Below are 23,957 nucleotides of genomic sequence, written 5' to 3'. Positions count from 1 at the left end.
TCAAGCGCTCGTGCGAACTCCGCTGGAGAAGCTGCACAGCCTGCCGGCGCGCGCCCGGGGGCTCAAGCCCGGTATCACCCTACAGAGCCTGCTCATCGAGGCGCGGGCCATGAGTGATAATGAAGCCGCCGAGCAGCTGCAAAAGGCCCGCTCGGCGCTGTTTGCAACCATCCATCGACGATCCGCCGACAAGGCCGCCTGAACCGCCAGTTCTCCGCAAGTTCAGACTCATCTGTGTTTTGGAAAAGACTGACTGACTCTCTGGGGACTGTGGTGGAACGCCTGGCAGGCCCGTCGGCTCACACCTGCCCCCGCTGCGCCAGGGAGGTGACCTCGGTTGCGCCGACGATCAGGTGATCCAGCAGCCGGACGTCGATCAGGGCCAGCGCCTGCTTCAATTGGCGCGTCAGGGTGATGTCGGCCGGGCTGGGTTCGGCCAGGCCCGAAGGATGATTGTGCGCGAGGATCAGGGCGGCCGCGTGATGCGCCAGAGCGGCCTTGACGACTTCGCGCGGGTAGATCGAGGCATGCGACAGGGTGCCGCGCGCGATCTCCTCGCATGTGATCAGTTGCAGCTGACTGTCGAGGAACAGCGCGATGCAGTGCTCCACCCGCAGATGGGCCAGGCGCAGGGCGCAGAGTTCCTTGACCCGGTCGGGCTGACTCAGGGTGCGGCCCTGGCGCAGCGGTTCCTCGATTGCGCGGCGGCTTAGCTCCTGGACGGCCAGCAGTTCGCAGGACTTGGCCGCCCCCATGCCGGGAAAGGCCAGCAGCGCCGTGGATTCGGCTGACAGCAGGCGGCGCAGCCCGCCAAAATGCGCGATCATCCGGCGCCCCATGTCCACGGCATTGCTGCCGCGCGGGCCGGTACGCAGCAGGATCGCCAGCAGCTCGGCGGAGGTCAGCGCCTGCACTCCGTGGCGCAGCAGACGCTCCCGGGGACGTTCGGCGCAGGGAGATTGAGTGTCCTGTGTCATGATAGGCCCTAAAATGAGCAGGTTTGCATTGAATCCTTCACGGTGGCATTTTGACCTCAACTCAAGCCGCGCAGCATGTCCAGACGGACTCTTATGTCACGCTGCACTACCGCATCGAACTTCTCACCGGACCGGGCGCCGGCACGGTTTTCGTCGATACGTTCCTGGATCGTCCCGCCACCCTGCAGATGGGGATCGGGCAGTGGGCGCCGGGCCTCGAGTCCCTGCTGCTCGATCGTCCGGAGGGCGGGCACTTCACGGTGGACCTGCCGGCCGCCCAGGCCTATGGCGAACGCAATCCGGACCTGTTGCGGTGGGTCGGCCGCGACGAAATGACGCGCCATGCGCCGCCGGACACCGCATTCGAGGCGGGAGACATGGTCGAGTTCGTGGCGCCCAACGGCGGCCGCTATTCCGGCGTGCTCAAGACGCTGCGGGATGACGCCGCCCTGTTCGATTTCAATCATCCCCTGGCGGGCATCGACCTGCAGGTCGAGGTCAAGATCCTGGGGGTGCTATGAGCGACGCCCGCTCCATGGACGCGCCAGCCGATGCGCCGGACGTCGAGATCGTCCTGGCTCAGCCGCGGGGGTTCTGTGCCGGGGTGGACCGGGCCATCGACATCGTCGAGCGCGCCCTGGAAATTCACGGCGCGCCGATTTACGTGCGGCATGAGATCGTGCATAACCGCTATGTGGTCGAGGATCTGCGCGCCAAAGGCGCCGTCTTCATCGATGAGCTCGAGGATGCGCCGCAGGGCGCGATCGTGATCTTTTCGGCGCATGGCGTCTCGCGCGCCGTGCGCACGGAGGCCGACCAGCGCGGGCAGCGCATCTTCGATGCGACCTGCCCGCTGGTGACCAAGGTCCACGTCGAGGTGGCCCGCATGCGCAAGGAGGGCCGCGAGGTCATCATGATCGGACACAAAGGCCACCCGGAGGTCGAGGGGACGTTGGGACAGGCGGACGACGGCATGTATCTGGTCGAGTCGGTCGAGGACGTTCAGGCGCTTCAGGTGCGCCATCCCGACCGCCTTGCCTTTGTGACCCAGACCACGCTGTCCATCGATGATGCCGCTCAGGTGGCCGAGGCGCTGCGCGCGCGCTTTCCCGGTATCGCCGAGCCCAAGAAAAGCGACATCTGCTATGCCACGCAGAACCGCCAGGACGCGGTGCGCGTCATGGCGCCGCAATGTGATCTGGTGCTGGTGGTCGGCAGCCCCAACAGTTCAAATTCCAACCGTCTGCGCGAGGTCGCCGAGCGCAAGGGGGTGACCGCCCATCTGCTGGATCATCCCGACATGATCGATCCCGAATGGTTGGGCGAGGCCCGGCGCATTGGCGTGACCGCCGGCGCCTCCGCGCCCGAGGTGCTGGTGCAGCAGGTGATCGATCGTCTGAAAGCCCTGGGCGCGCGCTCGGTGCGCCCCCTGGACGGGGTGCGTGAACAGGTCGCCTTCCCGCTGCCGCGCGAGCTGTCCCGCAAACGGACGGACTGAGCATGAAAATCGGATTCTGCGGACTGGGCCGCATGGGCGCGCCCATGGTCGGACGCCTGCTGCAGGCCGGGCATGAGGTTCATGTCTGGAATCGTTCCCCCGGTCCGCTGCGGGCGGCTCGCGAGGCTGGCGCGCGGGTCTGCGCGACGCCGCGCGAGCTGGGCGAGCAGTGCGCCTGGGTCGCGCTGTGCCTGTTCGACGCGGCCGTCGTGCGCGACGTGGTCTTTGGCAAGGACGGACTGGCGCGGGCCAGCGCGCTGACCTTGCTGATCGATCATTCCTCCATCCCGCCGCGCGAAACCCGCGGGTTTTCCGATCGCCTGGCCGCTGCCCATGGCGCCGTCTGGCTGGATGCGCCGGTATCGGGCGGAACCGGCGGGGCGCAGGCCGGCACGCTGGCCGTCATGGTGGGCGGTCCGGCCGATGCCTGCGCCCGGGCAGCGCCTGTGCTGATGGCCTATGCCAGCCGGGTGACGCACATGGGGCCGGTGGGCTGCGGTCAGGTCACCAAGCTCTGCAATCAGACCATCGTCACCACCACCGTTGCCGCGATTGCCGAATCCGTGGCATTGGCGCAAGACGCAGGGGTCGATGCCGCCCGCCTGCAAGAGGCGCTTGCCGGTGGCTGGGCTGATTCCCCCTTGCTGCGGATTTTCATGCCGCGCATGACGCAGGCGCCTGGTTCCGTCCAGGCGTCTCTGGATACCATGCTCAAGGATCTGGACACGGTGGCGGCGCTGGCGCAGGTCCAGGGCACCGCCATGCCGGTGGCTGCCGCAACGGGCCAGCGCTATCGTCTGGCCAGCCGCCAGGGCCTGGGGGCGCAGGACGCTGCGCAATTGATCCAGCTGTATCGCCAGACCGACGCGTCTGCCGATCGAGCGGCTTGCGACGCACAAGCGCCGCCTGAGTCCTGAGGGCCGCGGGCGCCGGGCGTTCCGACGGGTATTCTCCTTGAGACGCGCGATGGATCGCGGTGGTCCGGGCCTCACCGCCTGTCCGCACTCGTGCGCGTGATCTTTGCTCCATCCGCGCGGGCCCCATCGAATCCGTCAATCCGTTTTGTGTTGATTCAGGCCGGTTGCGTCAGGAAAATTGCGTCAATTTCCGACATGACAATTTTTGAATGTTGGTCAAAGAGATGGTCGGAATTTATATGCTAACTTTCAAAAATTCTGCAGCCATGGCATTTATTTGATGCACCAGACCCCGTGCCAGCGGATATTTTGATGGAGAGGATTCGGATGAAACAACGCCCTTTGAAGATCACGGCCGGACTGGTGGTGATCCTGGCCCTCGCCTATACCGGAACCTCCTGGTATTTTGGGCGGCAGACCCAGGAGCGCATCGAGTCCTGGGTGGAAAAGATCAACCAGAGGATCGCTGAGCGGTGGCCGTCTTCCGAGACGGCGCGTCCCGTCCTGGTGATCCGGGATTACCAGCGGGGCGTGTTTTCCTCCGATATCCGGTACAGCCTGCAGTTTCACGACAAGCAAGGCGACAACAAGACGGTGGAGCTGCGTGATGCGCTGTCTCATGGCCCCTGGCCCTGGACGGCAGTGCGTCAGGGCGAGTGGCGGCCGGCTGCGGCCTGGAGCCAGATCGAACCGCTGCCCAGCGACATCCTGAAGCCGTGGTTCGGTGCGATCCCGGAAGGGGCGTTGCCCTGGACGTTGAAATCCTGGATCGGATTCGGTGGCGATATCGCTTCGCAATGGCAACTGGCGCCGATCCAGTTTGGCAACGGTCGTGTGGACTTCAGTGGCGGTCTGGTGAAGTTCTTCTTCGATCCCGCTACGCAACGAGGCATTGCGTCGGCCCGATTCGACCGGCTGGTTTCATTCGACACGGATTCCGGTGTCCGGGCGCGGTTCGAAGGCATCGAGCTGAAAGCCAACACGACCAGCCGCGACGCCTCCAGCCTGCAATCAGATCAGCAACTACGGCTCGACCGGATCTCTGTCGAAGTGCCGGATTCGCCTGCCATTGCATTCGTCGGGCCGGTGCTGAAGACGATTTCTTCCAGTACGGGCAGTTTGACGGATAACCAGCTCGACTATGATCTGGGTCGGATACAGTACGGCGACCAGGATCTGGGTCGGATCAATCTGGGGCTGTCCTTCGATCATCTGGACATGCTGGCGCTGCAGGCCCTGTCCAGTGAGCTGGAGCACCTGGAGCAAACCAAGAACGAAAGGCCGGACGATGTGGGGCCGTCCCGTGAGCAGCAGCAACGTCTGATTTCACTGATCAAGCCCGTGCTGGCGCCCAGTCCGCGTTTGTCGCTCGACAGCCTGCACTGGGAAACTTCCCAGGGGACGAGCGAGATCAAGTTCCTGCTGGAATTCCAGCCCGTCGCCGACGACGTCTCCCAGTCTGCTGTCGAAGACGTATCCCGGATGCTGAACGAGATGATCATCAAGGCCATCCGGCAGTCGTCCGCTCAACTGCGTCTGTCCAAGCCCATGCTGTTGCAGATCGTGAGCCAGATCGGGAAGGGGCAGGGTGAGGGCGATGTCGGTGTGCCGCTGGTCAGCATGCTGTTCGATCAGTTCACCGGCAAGCTGCAGCGTGAGGGGCTGGTACAGCGCCAGGGGGATGTCGTGACGGCTGACTACCGTTATGCCGGGCAGCAATTCACCGTCAATGGCAAACCGATGTCGCCGGTTGAATTTGCCGCGATGCTCAGTCCTTTTGTGAGTCTGGATCTGCCGGATCAGCAGTAAGCTTGTCGTGCCGGGCGTGCGATGGCGCGCCTTTTCCGACCGGACGGTTCGCGTGGCGAGGCGTTCTGCCGGAAAAGGCGCCGCACTGGGCGTGGCCTTGGCGTGGCTGGTCGCTGGACGAAAGTTGCGCAAATCTCTACTAGGGTAATCCTTGATGTCTGATTGACAGGCGCATCGGATTTCATGTGCTATGTTTCAAGGGTTCTACGGCACTGGCACAAACAGGCCCCGCCATCGAGTCTTTCCGCCACCCGTGGTCATACTCATAGAGAGGTAACAATGAACAAGCACTTTAAGCGGACGCTGGGCATGGCCCTGATGTCCATGGCGATGGTGACCGCGCAAGCAGCCAACACGACCTACGTCTACTGTTCCGAAGGCTCCCCCGAAGGCTTCAACGCCGCGTTCTTCACGTCTGGCACGACCAACGATGCCACGCACCCGATCTTCGACCGGCTGGTCGAATTCAAGGATGGTTCCACCGAGGTCGTGCCCGGTCTGGCCGAGTCCTGGGACCTCAGCGAGGATGGCAAGGTCTATACCTTCCACCTGCGCAAGGGCGTGAAATTCCACTCCAGCAAGCTTTTCAAGCCGAGCCGCGATTTCAACGCCGATGATGTGCTGTTCTCGTTCCTGCGCCAAAAAGACGACGACCATCCTTACCACAAGGTGTCCAACGGCTCGTACCAGTATTTCGACGGCATGGGCATGGGCAAGCTGATCGACCGCATCGAAAAGGTCGACGACTATACCGTCCGCTTTGTTCTGAACCGTCCCGAGGCCCCGTTCATCGCCAATCTGGGCATGGATTTCGCCTCCATTCAGTCGGCCGAGTATGCCGATGCCATGACGAAGGCCGGTACGCAGACCAAGGTCGATACCGACCCCATCGGCACGGGCCCCTTCGAATTCGTGACCTACCAGAAAGACGCGCGCATCCTGTACAAGGCGTTCAAGTCCTATTGGGGCAATCAGCCCAAGGTCGACCGCCTGGTGTTCGCCATCACGCCCGACGCCTCGGTGCGTTACGCCAAGCTGCAAAAGAACGAATGCCAGTCCATGCCGTATCCGAATCCCGCCGACCTGGAATCGATGCGCAAGAACAAGGACATCCAGTTGCTGGAACAGGCCGGCCTGAACGTCGGATACCTGTCCTTCAACACCGAAAAGAAACCTTTCACCGATGTGCGTGTGCGTCAGGCGCTGTCCATGGCCATCGACAAGCCCGCCATCATCGCCGCGGTGTTCCAGGGCGCGGGCCAGCCGGCCAAGAACCTGCTGCCGCCGACGATGTGGAGCTACAACGACGCGATTCAGGACTGGCCGCACGATCTGGCCAAGGCCAAGGCGCTCCTGGCTGAGGCGGGCTATCCGGACGGGTTCGAGACCGACTTGTGGGCCATGCCGGTACAGCGCCCCTACAATCCGAACGCGCGGCGCATGGCCGAGATGATCCAGGCCGACTGGGCCAAGATCGGCGTCAAGGCCAAGATCGTCACCTACGAATGGGGTGAATACCTCAAGCGTTCCAAGGCGGGCGAGCACCAGACCATGCTGATCGGCTGGACCGGTGACAACGGCGATCCGGACAACTTCCTGGCGACGCTGTTCAGCTGCGCGGCGGCCAAGGACGGCTCCAACTATTCCCGCTGGTGCTACAAGCCCTTCGAGGATCTGATCCAGCCCGCCCGCACCACGTCCGACCATGCCAAGCGCGTCGAACTCTACAAGCAGGCCCAGGTCGTGATGCATGAGCAGGCGCCCGCGGTGATGATCGCGCACTCCACGGTGTTCGAACCGCTGCGCAAGGAAGTCAAAGGCTACACCGTGTCACCTGTGGGTCGTCATATGTTCCACAGCGTCAGCCTCGACAAGTAAGGATCCATCTTCCGACCTTCGACCCGCGCCCCGGCGCCTGCTGAGCAGGCTTACCGGGGCGCAGGTCGTCATGCGTCATCCGATCCTTTCATTTCCGGGGGGCTGCGCCGCATCATGATTTCTTTCATTCTCAAACGCGTCGGACTGGCCATTCCGACGTTCATCGGCATCACGCTGCTGACCTTTGCGTTCATCCACCTCATCCCCGGCGACCCGGTGATGATCATGGCGGGCGAACGTGGCCTGTCACCTGAACGCCACGCGGCCATGATGGCCCAGCTGGGGCTGGACCAGCCGCTGTGGACCCAGTACGGCCACTATATCTGGGGTGTGCTGCACGGTGATCTGGGCACTTCGCTAACCACTCGCGAGCCGATCTGGTCGGAATTCGTGCCGCGCTTTCAGGCGACGCTGGAACTGAGTTTCGTCGCCATGGTGATCGCGCTGTTGATCGGCATTCCCGTGGGGGTGCTGGCCGCCGTCAAGCGCGGCTCATTTTTCGATCATGCCGCCATCACCGCCGCGCTGACCGGGTATTCCATGCCGGTGTTCTGGTGGGGCCTGATGCTGATCATGCTGGTGTCCGTCCAGCTGGACCTGATGCCGGTGTCCGGCCGCGTCAGTGCTGCCGTGTTCATGGACCCCGACAACCCGTTGACCGGTTTCATGCTCATCGACACCCTGCTGTTCGGGGACGAAGGCAATTTCCTCGATGCCCTGCATCACATCCTGCTGCCGGCCTTTGTTCTGGCGACGATCCCGCTGGCGGTGATCGTGCGCATGACGCGCTCCTCGATGCTCGAGGTCCTGAATGAGGACTACATCCGCACGGCACGGGCCAAGGGCCTGTCGCGGCTGCGGGTGGTCGTCGTGCATGCCCTGCGCAATGCGCTGCTGCCAGTGTTGACGGTGATCGGACTGCAGGTCGGCGTGTTGATGGTCGGCGCGATCCTGACCGAAACCATCTTTTCCTGGCCGGGCGTCGGGCGCTGGCTGATCCAGGGATTGCAACAGCGCGACTATCCGGTCGTGCAGGGCGGCGTGCTGATGGTCGCCACCCTCATCATCATCGTCAACATGTGTGTCGACATCCTGTATGGATTGGCTGACCCGCGCATTCGTCATCGCCGGGGGAGGAACTGACATGTCCACGACCGCAACCGTGACCACCCCGGCGCCCCCGGGGCCGTTCAAATCCTTCTGGCAGGACTTCAGCCGCAACCGCGGGGCGCTCATCGGCCTGTATTACATCGCGGCCATGCTGTTGATTGCGATCTTCGCGGGCCTGATCGCGCCGCACGATCCGTCCGTGCAGTATCGCGATGCCCTGTTGCAGCCGCCCGCCTGGCTCGATGGCGGCTCCTGGCGATTCATCCTGGGCACCGACGATGTGGGCCGCGACATCCTGTCGCGGCTGATCCATGGCGCGCGCCTGTCGCTGCTGGTGGGCTTCCTGGTGGTCAGCCTGTCGCTCGTGCTGGGCATTTTCTTCGGTGTCATCGCGGGCTATGCGGGCGGGATCGTCGACATCGTCATCATGCGGCTGGTCGACATCATGCTGGCACTGCCCAGCCTGCTGCTGGCGCTGGTGCTGGTGGCGATCTTCGGCCCGTCGATCGTCAATGCGTCCCTGGCCCTCAGTTTCGTTGCCTTGCCGCACTACGTCCGTCTGACACGCGCCGCAGTGCTGCGCGAAATGACCTGTGATTACGTGATCGCCTCGCGCGTCGTGGGCGCGGGGGCCTGGCGGCAGATGTTCGTCAACATTCTGCCCAACTGCCTGGCGCCGCTCATCGTGCAGGCTTCCCTGGGTTTTTCCAATGCCATTCTGGACATGGCCGCGCTCGGCTTCCTGGGGATGGGGGCGCAGCCGCCGACCCCGGAATGGGGCACCATGCTGGCCAACGTGCTGCAGTTTGCGCAAAGCGCCTGGTGGGTCGTGACCTTCCCGGGCCTGGCCATCCTGCTGGCCGTGCTGGCCTTCAATCTGACCGGTGACGGTCTGCGCGACGCGCTCGATCCGCGTCTGAAAGTGTAGAGAGGACGGACCATGCTTGAAATCCAGAATCTGTCCGTGCATTTTGGCGATGAGGCCGCGCCCTTCAAGGCGGTGGACCGCATCAGCTACCACGTCGAGGCTGGCGAAGTCGTCGGTCTGGTGGGAGAGTCCGGGTCGGGGAAATCCGTCAGTTCCCTGGCGCTGATGGGTCTGATCGACTTTCCCGGCCGGGTGCACGCCGACGCCTTGCGCTTTGACGGCAAGGATCTGCTGCGCATGCCGGAAAGGCAGCGCCGTTCGCTGATCGGATCGGAAGTCTCGATGATCTTCCAGGACCCGATGACCAGCCTGAATCCCTGTTATACGGTGGAATACCAGATTGCCGAGGCCCTGCGCGCCCACGGTGGCGGGTCGCGGCGCGCGCTGCGTTCCCGGGTGATCGAGCTGCTCGATCAGGTCGGCATCCCCGACCCCGAGTCGCGGTTGCGGGCCTATCCGCATCAGTTGTCGGGCGGCATGAGCCAGCGCGTCATGATTGCCATGGCCATTGCCTGTAAACCGCGCCTGCTGATCGCCGACGAGCCCACGACGGCGCTGGATGTGACCATCCAGGCCCAGATCATGGATCTGTTGTTGTCGCTCCAGCGCAGCGAGGGCCTGGGGCTGGTGCTGATCACGCACGATCTGGCGCTGGTGTCCGAAGCCGCCGATCGCATCATGGTGATGTATGCCGGTCAGCTGGTGGAGTCGGGCCCCGCGGCGGAGATTTTCCGCCACCCGCGGCATCCCTATACGCAGGCGTTGCTCAAGGCGCTGCCCGAGTTTTCCCAGGGCGCCGAGCGGCTGGTCTCGTTGCCGGGGGTGGTGCCGGGGCGTTACGACCGGCCGCAGGGCTGTCTGCTCAGTCCGCGCTGTGCCTATGCCACCGATGCCTGTCGCGCTCGCGAGCCGGCGCTTGCCGGCCCGCCAGGCCGGCAGGTCAAATGCCGTACCCCGCTGGACGATGCCGGCAGGCCGACGCATGCCGCACAGGAGATTCCCGCATGACGAACGAATACAAGGGTCCAAGCACCACGACCAGCGCCGCCGAAACGCCGGTGTTGCAGGCGATCGATCTCAAGCGCCATTACGAGGTGGACAGTGGTTTTCTCAAGCCGCCGAAATCCGTCAAGGCGCTCGACGGTGTGTCCTTCAGCCTGCCGGCTGGTCAGACGCTGGCGGTCGTGGGCGAATCCGGCTGCGGCAAGTCCACGTTGGCCCGGGTGCTGACCATGATCGAACCACCGACGGCCGGGCAGTTGCTGTATCGGGGTCAGGACGTGTCCCAGAGCGATCCGGTGCTGGCAAAACTGCGCCGTCGCAAGATCCAGATCATTTTCCAGAATCCCTACGCTTCGCTCAATCCGCGCAAGCGCATCGGCGATATCCTGGAGGAACCGCTGCTCATCAACACCGACATGGACGCGCGCGAGCGCCGAAAGCGCGGCCAGGCCATGATGGAGCGGGTCGGACTGCGGCCGGAGCACTATGGCCGCTATCCGCACATGTTCTCCGGCGGCCAGCGCCAGCGCATCGCCATCGCCCGGGGGCTGATGCTCGAGCCCGAGGTGCTGGTGGCCGACGAGGCCGTCTCCGCGCTGGACGTGTCGGTGCGCGCCCAGGTGCTGAACCTGATGCAGGATCTGCAGAACGACCTGGGCCTGTCCTATGTGTTCATTTCCCATGACCTGTCGGTGATCGAGCATCTGGCCGACGAGGTGATGGTGATGTATCTGGGGCGGGTGGTGGAGCAAGGCACCAAGGAGGCCATCTTCGGCCAGCCACTGCATCCCTACACCCAGGCGCTGCTGTCGGCCACGCCGCGGCTGAACGATGCAGCCCGGCGCGAACGCATCAAGCTGTCGGGCGAGCTGCCCAGCCCGCTGAATCCGCCGCCCGGCTGTCCCTTCAGTTCGCGCTGTCACCGGGCCATGCCGGTCTGCCGCGAGCGCTTGCCGTCCCTGCTGGAGCAGGGCCAGCGCCAGGTGGCCTGTTTTGCAGTGGAACAGGATCTGAGCACGAAGGCCGCATAGGCCCATCCGGCGGGATGTGCTACCGTGGCCGGACCGGATGTCGATCCGGCCATGGACCTTTCCGGAGGGCACTGCTTTGATGGAAACCGTCTTCACCCGCATTCTGGCCGGCGAGCTCCCGGCGGCCATGGTCTATCGCGATCACCGCGTCTTTGCCTTCATGGATGCCGGGCAGCTGAATCCGGGACATGTCCTGGTCGCGCCCTGCGAACCCTATCCCACCTTGCTTGACATGGACGAGGATCTGGCCGCCGATCTGATGCGGCTGGCGCATCGTGTGGCGCGCGCTGTCCAGGCGGCTTTTCGGCCCGCAGGCATGACCTTGTTGCAGGCCAACCGCCCGGCGGGGTGGCAGACGGTGCCGCATGCCCATATCCATGTGTTGCCGCGTCACGAAAACGACGGCGTCGGCCTGGTCTGGCCTGCCAGACATCCGGGCATCGATGTATTGCGTGAATATGCGGCGCGTATCCGGCTGGATTGAATTTCAATTATCAAACCAGTATTTTAGATTTGAAATAACAGGGCGGCTGGGTCCTGTTCCTTTATGCTGCGTCGCAATATTAAGGGTATGCCATAGCTGCGGTTTTCCCTTAAGGACAAACCCTTATTTTATTGCATTGCGCCATTTTGATTGAAAATAAATTGACTATAGAAATCAACAAGATGGTGATGCATTCCAGTTGCCCTGAATAAGCCCTGCGTGTCTCTCTTTCCGTGTGTGGTTGAAAGGCTTTCAAGAGCGTAAGTTTTGCGTAAGTTTCAAATCTTACTAATAGCGACACGCGGAAATCCTGGGCTTTGCAATGCGGGTTTTGGATTTTCTGCAGAGATCAAAACAAAGCTGTGCCATACAAAAATAAATCGCGGGGTTTTTGCTGGACTTATGTGTTTCAGCCGGGCGCATCCGGTGCCCGGGGCCACTCGACAGGAGACAAACTGATGAAGGACAAAAAGATTTTGGGTCAAGCCATGCAGTCGCAGGTCAAGCGCCGTTCCGTGCTCAAGGCTGGCGCGGCGGGGGTGGCCGGCGGCATGTTGCTGCCTGGCACCACCCGGGTTGCGCTGGCGGCCGATGACAAGAAGCCGCTTGGCGCCTGGCCGGCTGGCGCCGAAGGCGACTCTGTGTTCGTCGGTCTGACCGTCGACCTGACCGGTCCGTATTCGGCCCAAGGTGCCGAGCAGAAAAACGGCTACGAACTGGCCGCCGAGCAGATCAATGCCGGGGCGCCGCAGGTTCAGAAGATCTCTCCGCTCATCAAGAAAGGCATCATGGGCAAGAAGCTGGTGCTGGGTTCGGCCGATGCCGAGACCAAGCCGAACACCGGCGTGCAGGCGGCGACCCGGTTCATCCATGACAACAAGGCCATGATGATCGCCGGCAGCACCAGCAGCGCGGTGGCCATCGCCCTGCAAAAGGTCTGCAACCGCGAGCACACCCCGTATTTCACGGCGATCTCCGGTTCCAACGAAACGACTGGCGTGGATTGCCAGCGCTACGGCTTCCGTCTGTGCTATTTCGCCTACATGGCCTGCAAGGCCATCGCGCCCGTGGTCGCCAAGGAACTCGGCAAGGACCGCAAGGCCGCCTACCTGACGCCGGACTACACCTATGGTCATACGACCACGCAGTCCATGAAGGAATTCACCGAGAAGGAAGGCTGGAAGACGGTCACCAATCAGGTCCATCCGCTGGGCGCCAAGGACTACAGTTCCTACCTGATCAACATCGCCAACACCGATGCCGATGTGCTGGTTGTCGTGGCCTATGGCGCGGACGCCGCCAACGCCATCAAGCAGGCCAAGCAGTTCGGTCTGCTCGACAAGATGAAGATCGTCATTCCCTACATGTCCGCCTACCTGGAAAAGGAAGTCGGCGCCGAGGTCATGCAGGGTGTTTATGCTGCCCAGGGCTTCTGGTGGACCATGCAGGACGATCATCCGGTGGCCAAGGATTTCGTCGAGGCCTACGAGAAAAAGTACAACAGCAAACCCCGTGATTCGGCCATGTATGCCTACCTGGCGCTGGTGCTGTGGGCCGACGCGGTGGAGCGTGCCAAGAGCTTCTACCCGATCGATGTGGTCAAGGCCCTGGAGGCTGGCGAGTTGCGCGACAGCCCGGTGGGCAAGGTCACGTTCCGCGCCGAGGATCACCAGGGGATCGTCGATTTCCCGATCCTGCGCGGCAAGAAGCCCGCCGACATGAAGAGTCCGGAGGACTTCTTCGAGGTCGTCCAGGTCGTCAGCGGCAAGTCCGTGCTGCCTGAGGTCGGCCTGCTGGGCTGCAAGATGGGCGATTACGTCTAAGCGCGGGTTTCCGGCCATGTCCCCGCGCAGGGGATATGGCCGGAAACGGGTTCCAGGTCTTTCACGGGAGGCAACTCGATGCCGAGCATGTCTTTGTTTCTATCGCAGCTGTTCAACGGGCTGTCCATGGGTCTGTTGCTGGCGCTCATCAGTACCGGCCTGACGATCATCTACGGTACGCTCGGTGTCATCAATTTCGCCCACGGAGCGCTGTTCGTCGTCGGCGGGTACGCGGGCTATACGGTCTATGGCCTGACGGATTCTTTCGTGCTGGCGGTCGCGGGCGGCTCGGCCGTCGCGCTGGCCTGCGGGCTGGTCATGGAACGCGGCCTGATGCGCAAGTATTACGACCGGCCGCCCGAGGATCAGATTCTGGTCACTTTCGGCATCAGCATCATTCTGGTCGAGGTCATTCGCGGCCTGTACGGTGGCGTCAGCCTGTCGGTCACCCCGCCCGAGTGGGGCCAGGGCATCGCCCGCCTGGGGTCCCTGATCTATCCGCTGTACCGCCTGGAAACCCTGGGCATTGCCGCCGCGACACTGTTGCTGCTGTATTTCGTGCTGTATCGCACCAGCCTGGGGCTGATCGTGCGGGCCGGGATCGAGGATGCCCAGATGGTCAATGCGCTGGGCATCAACGTCAAGCGCACTTTCCTGCTCGTGTTCGGCCTCGGCGCGATGGCGGCGGGTTTTGCGGGGGTGATCAATTCACCGATCGTCGCGCTCACGCCGGACATGGGGTTCCGCTACCTGGTGGATTCCTTTGTCGTGGTGGTGATCGGCGGGGTCGGCTCGTTTCCGGGCGCCATCGTCGGCGGAATCATCGCCGGTGAAATTCTCAGCCTGACTGCGATGATCAATCCGCAATATGCCGACGTCATGCTCTTCATCGCCATGGCGCTGGTGCTGATCTTCCGCCCGCAGGGCCTCATGGGGCAGGAGGGACGGGAATGAATCCGGCTCAATCGACAACGACGACCGACTCCGGGAACACGGCGCAGCAACCGGCTGCGCGCAACACGGGAGGCGCCATGCGCAGACAGCTTCCGGAAATGCTGGTGGGGCTGGGCCTGCTGGCGGCCCCCTTCATTCTGCCGATACTGGGCATGAGCCCGGATCTGCTCACCCGCATTCTGATCTGGGGCCTGTTCGGCCTGGGCTTCGATCTGCTGTTCGGCTACACCGGCCTGCTGTCCTTCGGACAGGCCGCGTTCTACGGGACCGGCGGGTTCGTTACAGCGTATCTGCTGACCGACGGCGTGGTGCCCAACATGCTGCTGGCGCTGTTGATCGGCACGGTCGTGGCGGCCGTGGCGGGGCTGGTCATCGGCTATCTGACGCTGCGGCGCACCGGCATCTACTTTGCCATGAGCACGCTGGCCTTCGGCGAGATGTTCTATTTCCTGGAGAACTCCTCGTTCAAAGAGTACACCGGCGGGGAGAACGGTATCGCCGGGGTGCCGCCGCCGGAGCTGTCCCTGGGCTTCATCAACATCCACATCTCCAGCGGATGGCCGATGTACTGGTTCGTGGCGGTGATCTTCTTCGTGGGCTACCTGATCGCCCGACGCATCGTGCGCTCGCCCTTCGGCGCCGTGCTCAAGGCCATCCGGGGAAATCCCAAGCGCGCCACGGCGCTGGGGCATGCGATCCAGTCCTACAAGCTGGTCGTCTTTGTGGTTGCCGCCGCCTACGGCGGCCTGGCGGGCGGCCTGCTGGGTCTGTTCCAGTCGTACATGCCGCCCGATGCGTTCGCGCTGGACACCTCGGCGGAACTGGTCATCCAGACCGTCATGGGCGGCGCCGGGACGTTGCTGGGGCCGCTGCTGGGGGCCACCATCTGGCTCTATCTGTACGATGGCCTGCAGCAGGTCGGCAATCTGGGACCCTACTGGAAACTGATCCTGGGCATTGTCTTCGTCGTTCTGGTGACGGTCTTCCGTCACGGAGTGGCGGGCGCGCTGATCAGTCTCTTCAGCCGTCGCAAACAATTGCCGGCGGACCTCGATGAGGGTGCCAGCACGCGCGTGGCCGGGGCGCTGGATATCGTGCCGCCGCTGTCCACGACCCGCACAGGCGCACCCGTGCTGGAGGCCAGGGGCGTCAGCAAGCACTACGGCGGCCTGAAGGCCAATTCGGACATCGACTTCACCTTGCGCGAAGGCGAACTCCACGGCGTCATCGGCCCCAATGGCGCAGGCAAATCGACTTTCTTTGCCATGCTGGCGGGTGAGTTGCCGACGACGACGGGCAAGGTCTTCTTCCGTGGCCGGGAAATCACCGGCATCGGGGTGACCTCGGTCTGCCAGCTGGGCATGAGCAAGAGTTATCAGATCAACCAGCTGTTCGAGCACCTGACCGTGCGGCAGAACATCATGATCCCCGTGCTGGCGCGGTTGCGCGGACGCTATCGCAGCGATCTGCTGAGCAATCTGCACTCCGATCACCTGGATTCCCAGGTCAATGCGGCCATCGCGCTGGTGGACCTCAGCCATCATGCCGATACCCAGGTCTCGGAGATGTCCTACGGTGAAAAGCGGCGTCTGGAAATCGGCCTGGCGCTGGCGACGGGGGCCAACGTGCTGCTGTTCGACGAACCACTGGCCGGCCTCGGCCCCGAGGAGCGCGTTCTGGTAGTGTCGCTGCTCAAGTCGATCCGCGAGGGCCGCAGCATGGTGATCGTCGAGCACGATATGGATGCCATGTTCGAACTCGCCGAGCGCATTACGGTACTGTACGAAGGCCGCAAGCTGGCCGAAGGCACGCCGGACGAGATCCGCACGGATCCGTCGGTTCAGGCAGCCTACCTTGGAGGGATGGACGATGAGTCTGCTTGAAGTCGACAAGATCAACAGCTATTACGGTGATTCGCACATCCTCTTCGACGTCTCGATGCGGATCGAGGAACACGAGGTGGTGGCCCTGCTGGGCCGCAACGGGGCGGGCAAGAGCACCACCATGAAATCCTTGATGGGCATGGTTGAGGTCAAGTCCGGTGCGATCCGCCATCGGGGGGTCGAGATCCAGCATCTGCCGCCGTATGGCCGGGCCGGCCTGGGCATCCAGCTGGTGCCCGAGGAACGCCGCGTGTTCGGCTCGATTTCCGTTCAGGAAAACCTGCAACTGGCGGCCATGACGGCACCCAAGGCCCGTTCTCTGGACGAGATCTACGAGACCTTTCCGCGCCTGGCCGAACGCAAGCGCAACCGGGGCAAGCAGTTGTCCGGGGGCGAGCAGCAGATGCTGGCCATCGCGCGCGCGATGATCCGCAATGCGGACATCATCCTGCTGGACGAGCCCTTCGAAGGACTGGCTCCGCTGATCGTGCGCGACCTGATGTCCGTGTGCCGCCAGCTGGCGGATGCCGGCCAGACCATCGTGATCGTGGAACAGAACGTGCGTGCCGCGCTGTCGCTGGCCGACCGCGCCTACATCGTCAACAACGGCCATGTGGTGTATGAGGGGACGCCCAAGGACCTGCATGAGAACAGTGAGATCATCGAGCGCTATCTCGGCGTCAAGGCCTGACTGTTTCCGTGCCCGGTCCACCGGGCGAGGCCCGGGTTTCGCGGTTCGCGCGGACCCGGGTTTTTTCCTCTCGGGCGGCGTCGGACGGACTGGATGGCGCCCGGCGGATCGTCCGGCTTTCGGGGTGTTAACCTATAGCCCGTTTCCATCCTTTCCACAGTGCGTTTTTCCCATGTCCTCCTCTTCCGGTTCCGTGCCCGCTGCGGATGACGGCATTCTGCAGTATGTCGCCTCCAGCCAGTTGCCCACACCCTGGGCCGTTTTCCGGATTCATGCCTTCTCCGAATCCGTTTCGGGCAAGGAGCATGTGGCCCTGACATTGGGAGAGCCGTTCGGCGACGCCCCCGTATTGGCGCGCATTCATTCCGAATGTCTGACCGGCGACGCCCTGTTCAGCCAGCGCTGCGATTGCGGCGCGCAGCTGGAGGCCGCCCTGCAGCGCATCGCCGAAGAAGGTCGGGGCATCATCATGTATCTGCGCCAGGAGGGGCGGGGCATTGGTCTGTTGAACAAGATCCGCGCCTATCAGTTGCAGGATCAGGGCGCCGATACGGTCGAGGCCAACGAGCGGCTGGGTTTCCCGGCCGACATGCGCCGCTATGATCTGTGTCTGCCCATGCTGGATCATTTCGGCATTCGCAGCGTCCGTCTGATGACCAACAATCCGCGCAAAGAAAGCGTGTTGACGGACCTGGGCATCACGGTCGCCGAGCACATCCCGTTGCAGGTCAATCGCAATCCCTACAACGAGCAGTATCTGCGCACCAAGGCGCGCAAGCTGGGCCATCGATTCAAGGAATACTTCGGCGAAGCGCCCTGATCGCGTTCGTTGCCGATGGACAGCGTTCCGGGACGCGCCAGTCTCCCCTCCCTGACCCAGGACCGCTTGTCGGCACACCTCATGGATACCACGGATGGTGACGGAGAATACCACTATGTTAAAAACGGTTAATATATCTGGATGCGCTTCGCCCGCCACTCCGGTCAAAACGATTGACCCGCTTTAACGCCTGCCGATGTGATGTCCCCCTTGCTCAAGTCCTGCCCTATCCAGGGATCCGGCGCCGATGCCGGGGCCTCATTGCCGTCCGAGGACTTCGACCGGTCTCATATCCTCCTGGCCTTGACCCGGTTGGGGGATTATTCACGAGACGCCTTTCTGGCGACCGATACGCGGGGCGCCATCGTCTACATGAACCGCAGCGCCGAACATCTGTTCGGCTACTCCGAGGGCGCGGCCATCGGGCTGGCGGTCGAGGCCCTGATGCCCGGAGTGGCTGACATCGATCTGCGGCTGCTGCGGGCCGACAAGCAGAACACGCTGCCGTGGCGGGGGCAGGGCCTGACCCGGCAACGACAGTCCTTGAGACTGGCGGGGGCGGTGACCAATATTCCGGCCTCCACGGGGCACAGTCATCTGTATGTCATCCGCGAGTCCTGCACGGACCCGCCCGATCTGGATCGTCAGACGGAACTGGCCTCTCTGGTCTACCGCAGCACCAGTGAGGGGATGGTGGTGCTGGATGCCAAAGGCCATATCCTGGGCGTCAACCCCGCCTTTGTGAAATTGCGCGGGCAGTCCGCGGCCGAGGTCATCGGCTCGCATGTCCGCTGTCTGAATTCCCCCTGTCACGACCAGGCGTTCTATCGGACCATGTGGCGTTCGGTGACGGAGACGGGCAGCTGGCAGGGAGAGCACTGGGGGCAGCACGGCAATGGCGAGCTCTATCCCCAATGGCTCAGCATCAATACGTCCTACAACGCTGACGGCCTGGTTCACCGTCGGGTGATGATTCTCTCGAACATCGCCGAAATCAAGCAGGCCGAGGCCATCATCTGGAAACAGGCCAATTTTGATCGCCTGACCGATCTGCCCAACCGGCAGATGTTCTATGACCGTCTGGGGCAGAGCCTGCGCAAGTCCCGGCGCACCGGAGAGCGCACCGGGTTGCTGTATCTGGACCTGGATCGTTTCAAGGAGATCAACGATACCCTGGGACACGCCATGGGTGACGATCTTTTGAGGGAGACCGCGCGGCGGCTCAGCAGTTGCACGCGTCCGGGCGATATCGTCGCCAGACTGGGCGGAGACGAATTCACGGTGCTGCTGGACGATGTCCGCGAACTGCGCGATATCGAGTATCTGATCCGCGAGATCCTGCGCCGGCTGGCCGAGCCTTTTTTGCTCGGGGCCGAGACGGTGTCCATTTCCACCAGCATCGGCGTCGCGCTTTATCCTGACGATGCCCAGGATGCGGATGTGCTGCTGAACAACGCAGACCAGGCCATGTACGCCGCCAAATCCGAGGGTCGCAACCGCAGTTGTTTCTTCACCCGGTCGATGCAGGCGCAGGTGCGCAACCGCATACGGCTGATCAAGGATCTGCACCAGGCGCTGGATCAGAACCAGTTCTCACTGGATTTTCAGCCCATCGTCGATCTGGCCAGCGGCCGGATCGTCAAGGTCGAGACCCTGCTGCGCTGGCACCACCCGTCACGGGGACTCATCTCGCCCGAGGCATTCATCCCCCTTGCCGAGGAAACCGGCCTGATCTGTTCCATCGGCGACTGGGTGTTCTGCACGGCCACGCGCCAGGTCGCCGAATGGTGCCGCCGGTACGGACTGGACATGCAGGTGAGCATCAATTTTTCGCCGGCTCAGTTGCGCAACGAGGCACCGGATTTTGCGTCATGGCGCCATCATCTCGATGCGCTGGGCCTGTCGCCCCGGCAGGTCATCATCGAGATCACCGAGGGACTGCTGATCGATTCCGATGATGAACGCGTCCAGCGCCAGCTCGGCGCTTTTCGCAGATCCGGGATGCAAGTTGCGCTCGATGATTTCGGGACCGGATATTCCTCGCTGTCCTATCTGCGCAAATTCGACATCGATCTGCTCAAGATCGACCAGTCGTTCGTTGCCCATCTCGAATCGGACGGGCCCGACCTGGCCCTGTGCGAAGCCGTCATCCTGCTGGCGCACAAGCTTGGCCTGTGTGTCGTGGCCGAGGGGATCGAGTCGCGCAGGCAGTACGAATTGCTGACGAACAGCGGCTGCGATTATGGTCAGGGCTATCTGTTTTCCCGGCCGCTGCCGGCCGCCGACCTTGAACGGCTGCTGGCCAGCGGCGCCGACTTGCGCCCGGTCGACGCCAGGTAGTGGATGATGGCGCGCGCCGCAGGCTGACGGGCGCACGGGCGTGCCGCGGACCCGCGCCGTGATTACCTGCACGGCCGTGTCGGCCCGGGATCGTCCGCAGAGGGGGCATGGTACTATCGGCACAGGTGTTCGCCAGGGGTGACGGACACCCGCATCCGACTCTTTCCCGCAGGTTTTCCATGACGACCGAAGTCCCCATCATCCGTGCCCGTTCGGGGGCCAAATTCATCAGTCCGCAGGGCACCAAGGCCGTCAAGGACGGTATACGGCCCAGTGACCTCACCGAGATTCCCGACTCCGCGCCCAAGCCGTCCTGGCTGCGGGTGCGCATCCCGGCCGGCGCCCGCTACCAGGAAGTCCGCGACATCGTCGAGACGCACAAGCTCAATACGGTCTGTGCCGAATCCAAATGCCCCAACATCGCCGAATGCTGGGGGCGGGGCACGGCCACGCTGATGCTGATGGGCTCGGTCTGTACGCGGGCCTGCAAGTTCTGCGCAGTCAGTACCGGCAATCCGCATGGCTGGCTGGATCATGACGAACCCGCCAGCGTGGCCGATGCCGTCGCGCTGATGCGACTGAAATATGTGGTGCTCACCTCGGTCGACCGGGATGACCTGATCGACGGCGGGGCGGGGCACTACGCCGCCTGTATCCGCGCCATCCACGAACGCTCGCCCAGGACGGCGGTCGAGGCCCTGACGCCGGATTTCCGGGGTGATCATGGCTGTGTGGAAAAAATCCTCGATGCCGGCCTGACCACCTTTGCGCAGAACGTCGAGACCGTCGAGCGCCTGACCCACGATGTGCGCGACGCGCGCGCCGGCTATCACCAGACTCTGGATGTGCTGGCGCATGCCAAGGCCTATGCGCCGGATACCCTGACCAAGACCAGCATCATGCTGGGCCTGGGCGAGACCGACGAGGAGATCGAGCAGGCGATGGACGACATCCGCGCCGCCAAGGTCGATATCCTGACGTTCGGCCAGTACATGCGGCCCACGGCCAATCACCTGCCGGTGCGCCGCTTCGTCACGCCCGAGCAATTCCGCGCCTATCGCGACCTGGGGCTGTCCAAGGGCTTTCGCGAGGTCGTCTCCGGCGCGCTGGTGCGATCCAGCTACCGCGCCGAACAGGTACTGGAAAAGGACAACGTCGGGCTCTGATGCCCTCGCAGGGCCCCCGCAGGCCCGAGGCAATCCGCAGGGATCAGGGCCGACGGATTTGGCGTCTTTGCGCTCACCGGCCTGCGCCGGTGTCAGTCGTCCCAGCCGCGACCCCGATGGCCGCCCCGGTTCTGCTTCCAGCCGTCTTTCCCGTATTTGCGCTGAGCGCGGTCATCATGGCGGTGATTCGTCCAGCCATGGCGATAATAGCCGGGGCCGGGGACCACGACCACGCGTGGACGATACACGCGGCGCGGGGGCGGCGGTGGTGGCGGATAGTAGGCCGGACCACCCCAGAAGAAGCCCGGGATGCCGATGGAAATGCCAACATCCACATCGCCCGCCTGGGCGGTGGGCCCCGCCATCAGGGCGCCGGCGAACAAGGCGGCGGCAAAGAAGCTTTTTTTCATGCGATTGTCCTGTGGTTCCAGACGTCCCATTGTGGCCCGTCCGGGATGCGGGATTGTGGATGCTTGAAGGACAGACGCATCAAAAGACTACGAATGCCAGGTCTTGTCGGTGCGGACGGAACAACTCTTCACGTTTGTTGCCAAAGGTCGGGCCTCCGGGATACAGGCCACGGCCTGCTTTAGGCCGCGTGCTCGGCAAAGAACGCCAGGGTCCGTTCCCAGGCCAGTGCCGCCGAGGCCGGATGATGGGCTGGTGTGCCCGCGCGACCAAATGCGTGGCCGGCTTCCGGGTAGACGTAGACCGGCAGACCGGGCTGCGCCGCCTGGATGGCCTGCACGTCCGCTATCGGGATGAAATGGTCCTCGCCTCCAAAGTGCATCTGAACGGGGATGCGGGGCGTGTCGTGGCGGTGGCGCGCGATGTTTCCGCCATACCAGCAGGACGCGGCGCTGAACGTTGAGCTCAGACAGGCTACGCGCCAGCTCAGGTAGCCGCCCCAGCAATAGCCCGTCACCAGCCGTGTGTGCTGGCCTTCCAGCGCGGCGGCGGCCGCCTCGATGTCGAGCAGGGCGTCCTCGTCACGGACCGTCTTGCGCAAGGCCTGGCCGAGATTCAGGCCCGCATCGTCATAGTCCAGTTGCGGGCCTTGGCCACCGTTTTCGGCCCGATCGAACAGGGAAGGGCAGATGGCCCGGTAGCCCTGGGCCGCAAAATGATCCGCCATCTGGCGGATGTGTGTGTTGATGCCGAAGATTTCCGGCAGCACGACGACCCCGGCCCGGGCATCCGCCGGGCCACACAGGTAGGCGGTAAACGCATGACCGTCGGCAGCCGTGAGCGTGATGTCCATGTTCAAGATTCCTTCGAGAAAGTGGGATGGCCCATCAGCTCAGGGGCGGACGGGGCGTGGCACGCCAGCGTCATCCAGGCGGCTCAGGGGATCCTGTCGATAATACTGCACCAGCAATTGATACCATTCTGGCCAGGCCGCCGCCATCGCCCGGGGCTCGATGAAAAAGCTTTCCGAGCTGACCGCAAAGAACTCGGCCTGATCCTGCGCGGCGTAGGGGTCCAGCGGCAGTTCCGCGTACCATCCGGTTGCCTCGTCGGATTCCGGATCCACGTCGGGCGGGATGAGGGGTTCGATTTCATCCAGCCAGGCATTGAAATCGTCGAATGTCCTGTTCAGGACCTCGGTCCAGCGGCGGGGATCCAGGTCCCGGTGCGCGCGCAGTCCTGGCATGCCGTCGGCGCCTCCATCGCGCTGGTCGAGCTTGTGGGCGAATTCGTGAATCACCACGTTCGCCTGCGCGTCCGCCGAGGCACGGGCGTCCTCCCAGGACAGGATCACCGGGCCGCCTTCCCAGGATTCCCCGGCAGTTTCCTGGACGTATTCATGAACCACCCCCGTCTCGTCGGTCTCGGTGCGCGGCACCAGAAAGCCGCCCGGGTAGACCACGATCTGCGTCCAGCCCCGGTACAGCGAGGTGTCCAGCCCCAGGATCGGCAGGGCGGCCTGCACGGCGATCGAGCGGCGCATGCCCGGCGTCACTCGCAGGTCATGGGCGCCGTGAAAGGATTTGTTCGCCAGGATCCAGGCCGTGTGCTGGCGCAAGGTCTCGGCCTCCCGGGTGTCCAGGCCGCGCAGGAACCGGTGTTGATCCAGCAGGGCTGGCCAGACCCGCATGTCCAGCGAGGCCAGGGCCTGGTTCAGAGCCTGATCGCTCGCATCGCGCCCCGTCAGCCAACTCAGCATGGCGGGTTTCCGGAGAGGGGGGGCGGCATGTCAGTGCCCGTGCAGGATCGCATTTTCATGGCGACGATTGTAATTTCGTTGGGCTGGAAATACCGGTACAATGGCAGACTCTGGGGCCGATTTGGTTTCGACGCGGGTCACAAAACAGGATAGTGCATACCGAGCACCAGTACGCTCGTAAATCCACTGGAAAACTACAAACGCCAACGACGAGCGTTTCGCTCTGGCCGCTTAAGCGGTGAGCCGCTGCACCGACTGGTCCCTGGGTCGGGTGGGGTCAAACCCACAGCAGCGTCATCTACAGGGAATCGGGTTCGATCAGGTCGCTGGGTCGGATCTTAAATCAGTGCGAATCGCCAAGGAAGGGCCTGTCGTCCGGCATGATCCAAGGTTAAAACTCAAAGTAGGCCGACTAAGTATGTAGAGCTACTTGCGGAGGGCTTGCGGACGGGGGTTCAATTCCCCCCGGCTCCACCAGT

The 23,957-nt window shown here is 63.4% G+C and carries 21 protein-coding genes, 1 other RNA gene and 1 pseudogene; 19 read left to right on the top strand and 4 right to left on the bottom strand.

The window, feature by feature from the left end; all coding sequences use genetic code 11:
- Positions 1-202: pseudogene (locus ACK5JE_RS10215) on the top strand (integrase); the annotation flags it as partial.
- 97 nt (positions 203-299) lie between these two features.
- On the opposite strand, the gene radC reads toward ACK5JE_RS10215, so the two are convergent.
- Positions 300-977: a RadC family protein gene (radC, locus tag ACK5JE_RS10210; RefSeq protein ID WP_416801603.1), complete on the bottom strand. Its 678-nt coding sequence runs from the start codon at positions 975-977 to the stop codon at positions 300-302.
- 50 nt (positions 978-1,027) lie between these two features.
- Here radC and ACK5JE_RS10205 point away from each other — a divergent pair, with 50 nt between their 5' ends.
- The 17 genes from ACK5JE_RS10205 (at position 1,028) to lipA (ending at position 21,311) form a co-directional block, all read left to right on the top strand.
- Positions 1,028-1,498: an FKBP-type peptidyl-prolyl cis-trans isomerase gene (locus tag ACK5JE_RS10205; RefSeq protein ID WP_416801602.1), complete on the top strand. Its 471-nt coding sequence runs from the start codon at positions 1,028-1,030 to the stop codon at positions 1,496-1,498.
- Between the two features lie 14 nt (positions 1,499-1,512).
- A complete protein-coding gene (gene ispH / locus ACK5JE_RS10200; protein ID WP_416801604.1) occupies positions 1,513-2,475 on the top strand; it encodes a 4-hydroxy-3-methylbut-2-enyl diphosphate reductase in 963 nt (320 codons plus the stop codon).
- A gap of 2 nt (positions 2,476-2,477) precedes the next feature.
- Entirely contained in the window at positions 2,478-3,392 is a 915-nt protein-coding gene (locus ACK5JE_RS10195) for an NAD(P)-dependent oxidoreductase (protein ID WP_416801601.1), read from the top strand.
- A 327-nt stretch (positions 3,393-3,719) separates the two neighbouring features.
- The gene (locus tag ACK5JE_RS10190) at positions 3,720-5,201 is read left to right on the top strand and encodes a YdgA family protein (protein WP_416801600.1); all 1,482 of its coding nucleotides are present in this window, start codon (positions 3,720-3,722) and stop codon (positions 5,199-5,201) included.
- A 279-nt stretch (positions 5,202-5,480) separates the two neighbouring features.
- Positions 5,481-7,079 (top strand): ABC transporter substrate-binding protein, encoded by a 1,599-nt coding sequence (locus ACK5JE_RS10185; RefSeq protein WP_416801599.1) that lies wholly within the window; start codon positions 5,481-5,483, stop codon positions 7,077-7,079.
- Positions 7,080-7,193: 114 nt separating this feature from the next.
- The gene (dppB, locus tag ACK5JE_RS10180) at positions 7,194-8,222 is read left to right on the top strand and encodes a dipeptide ABC transporter permease DppB (RefSeq protein WP_416801598.1); all 1,029 of its coding nucleotides are present in this window, start codon (positions 7,194-7,196) and stop codon (positions 8,220-8,222) included.
- A 1-nt stretch (position 8,223) separates the two neighbouring features.
- A complete protein-coding gene (gene dppC / locus ACK5JE_RS10175; protein ID WP_416801597.1) occupies positions 8,224-9,117 on the top strand; it encodes a dipeptide ABC transporter permease DppC in 894 nt (297 codons plus the stop codon).
- A gap of 12 nt (positions 9,118-9,129) precedes the next feature.
- Positions 9,130-10,125 carry a dipeptide ABC transporter ATP-binding protein gene (gene dppD, locus ACK5JE_RS10170; RefSeq protein ID WP_416801596.1) on the top strand — a complete coding sequence of 332 codons (996 nt, stop codon included), beginning with the start codon at positions 9,130-9,132 and terminating at the stop codon, positions 10,123-10,125.
- Positions 10,122-11,150: a peptide ABC transporter ATP-binding protein gene (locus tag ACK5JE_RS10165; protein ID WP_416801595.1), complete on the top strand. Its 1,029-nt coding sequence runs from the start codon at positions 10,122-10,124 to the stop codon at positions 11,148-11,150. Before dppD ends, ACK5JE_RS10165 begins: the two co-directional genes overlap by 4 nt.
- Positions 11,151-11,229: 79 nt before the next feature.
- Positions 11,230-11,634 carry an HIT family protein gene (locus ACK5JE_RS10160; RefSeq protein ID WP_416801594.1) on the top strand — a complete coding sequence of 135 codons (405 nt, stop codon included), beginning with the start codon at positions 11,230-11,232 and terminating at the stop codon, positions 11,632-11,634.
- Between the two features lie 458 nt (positions 11,635-12,092).
- A complete protein-coding gene (locus ACK5JE_RS10155) occupies positions 12,093-13,457 on the top strand; it encodes a substrate-binding protein (protein ID WP_416801593.1) in 1,365 nt (454 codons plus the stop codon).
- Positions 13,458-13,544: 87 nt separating this feature from the next.
- Positions 13,545-14,411 carry a branched-chain amino acid ABC transporter permease gene (locus ACK5JE_RS10150; RefSeq protein ID WP_416801592.1) on the top strand — a complete coding sequence of 289 codons (867 nt, stop codon included), beginning with the start codon at positions 13,545-13,547 and terminating at the stop codon, positions 14,409-14,411.
- A 77-nt stretch (positions 14,412-14,488) separates the two neighbouring features.
- Entirely contained in the window at positions 14,489-16,294 is a 1,806-nt protein-coding gene (locus ACK5JE_RS10145) for an ABC transporter permease subunit (RefSeq protein ID WP_416801591.1), read from the top strand.
- Complete coding sequence (locus ACK5JE_RS10140) at positions 16,281-16,985, top strand: ABC transporter ATP-binding protein (RefSeq protein WP_416801590.1); 705 nt, start codon at positions 16,281-16,283, stop codon at positions 16,983-16,985. The genes ACK5JE_RS10145 and ACK5JE_RS10140 overlap by 14 nt, the downstream gene beginning before the upstream one ends.
- 172 nt (positions 16,986-17,157) lie before the next feature.
- The gene (gene ribA, locus ACK5JE_RS10135) at positions 17,158-17,805 is read left to right on the top strand and encodes a GTP cyclohydrolase II (protein WP_416801589.1); all 648 of its coding nucleotides are present in this window, start codon (positions 17,158-17,160) and stop codon (positions 17,803-17,805) included.
- 201 nt (positions 17,806-18,006) lie between these two features.
- Positions 18,007-20,145: a putative bifunctional diguanylate cyclase/phosphodiesterase gene (locus tag ACK5JE_RS10130; RefSeq protein ID WP_416801588.1), complete on the top strand. Its 2,139-nt coding sequence runs from the start codon at positions 18,007-18,009 to the stop codon at positions 20,143-20,145.
- 179 nt (positions 20,146-20,324) lie between these two features.
- Positions 20,325-21,311, top strand: coding sequence for a lipoyl synthase (lipA, locus tag ACK5JE_RS10125; protein ID WP_416801587.1), 987 nt, complete (start codon positions 20,325-20,327; stop codon positions 21,309-21,311).
- A 92-nt stretch (positions 21,312-21,403) separates the two neighbouring features.
- Here the strand turns inward: lipA and ACK5JE_RS10120 are convergent, their stop codons facing one another.
- The 3 genes from ACK5JE_RS10120 to ACK5JE_RS10110 form a co-directional block, all read right to left on the bottom strand.
- Positions 21,404-21,721, bottom strand: a complete 318-nt coding sequence (locus tag ACK5JE_RS10120) for a hypothetical protein (protein WP_416801586.1) — start codon at positions 21,719-21,721, stop codon at positions 21,404-21,406.
- A gap of 179 nt (positions 21,722-21,900) precedes the next feature.
- Positions 21,901-22,572 carry a dienelactone hydrolase family protein gene (locus tag ACK5JE_RS10115; RefSeq protein ID WP_416801585.1) on the bottom strand — a complete coding sequence of 224 codons (672 nt, stop codon included), beginning with the start codon at positions 22,570-22,572 and terminating at the stop codon, positions 21,901-21,903.
- A 39-nt stretch (positions 22,573-22,611) separates the two neighbouring features.
- Positions 22,612-23,478 carry a zinc-dependent peptidase gene (locus tag ACK5JE_RS10110; RefSeq protein WP_416801584.1) on the bottom strand — a complete coding sequence of 289 codons (867 nt, stop codon included), beginning with the start codon at positions 23,476-23,478 and terminating at the stop codon, positions 22,612-22,614.
- Positions 23,479-23,590: 112 nt separating this feature from the next.
- Between ACK5JE_RS10110 and ssrA the strand changes: the two genes are divergently transcribed.
- Positions 23,591-23,955: a transfer-messenger RNA gene (gene ssrA / locus ACK5JE_RS10105) on the top strand.
- Positions 23,956-23,957: the final 2 nt, after the last annotated feature.

Source organism: Castellaniella sp. (genome assembly GCF_047971665.1).
Taxonomy (GTDB): Bacteria; Pseudomonadota; Gammaproteobacteria; order Burkholderiales; family Burkholderiaceae_B; genus Castellaniella.
This window is presented reverse-complemented; position numbering and strand designations above follow the sequence as displayed.

Coding starts and splice junctions, on each gene's coding strand:
- radC (WP_416801603.1), bottom strand. CDS start 977: ATGACACAGGACACTCAATCTCCCTGCGCCGAACGTCCCCGGGAGCGT.
- ACK5JE_RS10150 (WP_416801592.1), top strand. CDS start 13,545: ATGTCTTTGTTTCTATCGCAGCTGTTCAACGGGCTGTCCATGGGTCTG.
- ACK5JE_RS10160 (WP_416801594.1), top strand. CDS start 11,230: ATGGAAACCGTCTTCACCCGCATTCTGGCCGGCGAGCTCCCGGCGGCC.
- dppC (WP_416801597.1), top strand. CDS start 8,224: ATGTCCACGACCGCAACCGTGACCACCCCGGCGCCCCCGGGGCCGTTC.
- ACK5JE_RS10155 (WP_416801593.1), top strand. CDS start 12,093: ATGAAGGACAAAAAGATTTTGGGTCAAGCCATGCAGTCGCAGGTCAAG.
- ACK5JE_RS10140 (WP_416801590.1), top strand. CDS start 16,281: ATGAGTCTGCTTGAAGTCGACAAGATCAACAGCTATTACGGTGATTCG.
- ribA (WP_416801589.1), top strand. CDS start 17,158: ATGTCCTCCTCTTCCGGTTCCGTGCCCGCTGCGGATGACGGCATTCTG.
- ispH (WP_416801604.1), top strand. CDS start 1,513: ATGGACGCGCCAGCCGATGCGCCGGACGTCGAGATCGTCCTGGCTCAG.
- dppD (WP_416801596.1), top strand. CDS start 9,130: ATGCTTGAAATCCAGAATCTGTCCGTGCATTTTGGCGATGAGGCCGCG.
- dppB (WP_416801598.1), top strand. CDS start 7,194: ATGATTTCTTTCATTCTCAAACGCGTCGGACTGGCCATTCCGACGTTC.
- ACK5JE_RS10115 (WP_416801585.1), bottom strand. CDS start 22,572: ATGGACATCACGCTCACGGCTGCCGACGGTCATGCGTTTACCGCCTAC.
- ACK5JE_RS10145 (WP_416801591.1), top strand. CDS start 14,489: ATGCGCAGACAGCTTCCGGAAATGCTGGTGGGGCTGGGCCTGCTGGCG.
- ACK5JE_RS10185 (WP_416801599.1), top strand. CDS start 5,481: ATGAACAAGCACTTTAAGCGGACGCTGGGCATGGCCCTGATGTCCATG.
- ACK5JE_RS10110 (WP_416801584.1), bottom strand. CDS start 23,478: ATGCTGAGTTGGCTGACGGGGCGCGATGCGAGCGATCAGGCTCTGAAC.
- ACK5JE_RS10165 (WP_416801595.1), top strand. CDS start 10,122: ATGACGAACGAATACAAGGGTCCAAGCACCACGACCAGCGCCGCCGAA.
- ACK5JE_RS10130 (WP_416801588.1), top strand. CDS start 18,007: ATGTCCCCCTTGCTCAAGTCCTGCCCTATCCAGGGATCCGGCGCCGAT.
- lipA (WP_416801587.1), top strand. CDS start 20,325: ATGACGACCGAAGTCCCCATCATCCGTGCCCGTTCGGGGGCCAAATTC.
- ACK5JE_RS10120 (WP_416801586.1), bottom strand. CDS start 21,721: ATGAAAAAAAGCTTCTTTGCCGCCGCCTTGTTCGCCGGCGCCCTGATG.
- ACK5JE_RS10195 (WP_416801601.1), top strand. CDS start 2,478: ATGAAAATCGGATTCTGCGGACTGGGCCGCATGGGCGCGCCCATGGTC.
- ACK5JE_RS10190 (WP_416801600.1), top strand. CDS start 3,720: ATGAAACAACGCCCTTTGAAGATCACGGCCGGACTGGTGGTGATCCTG.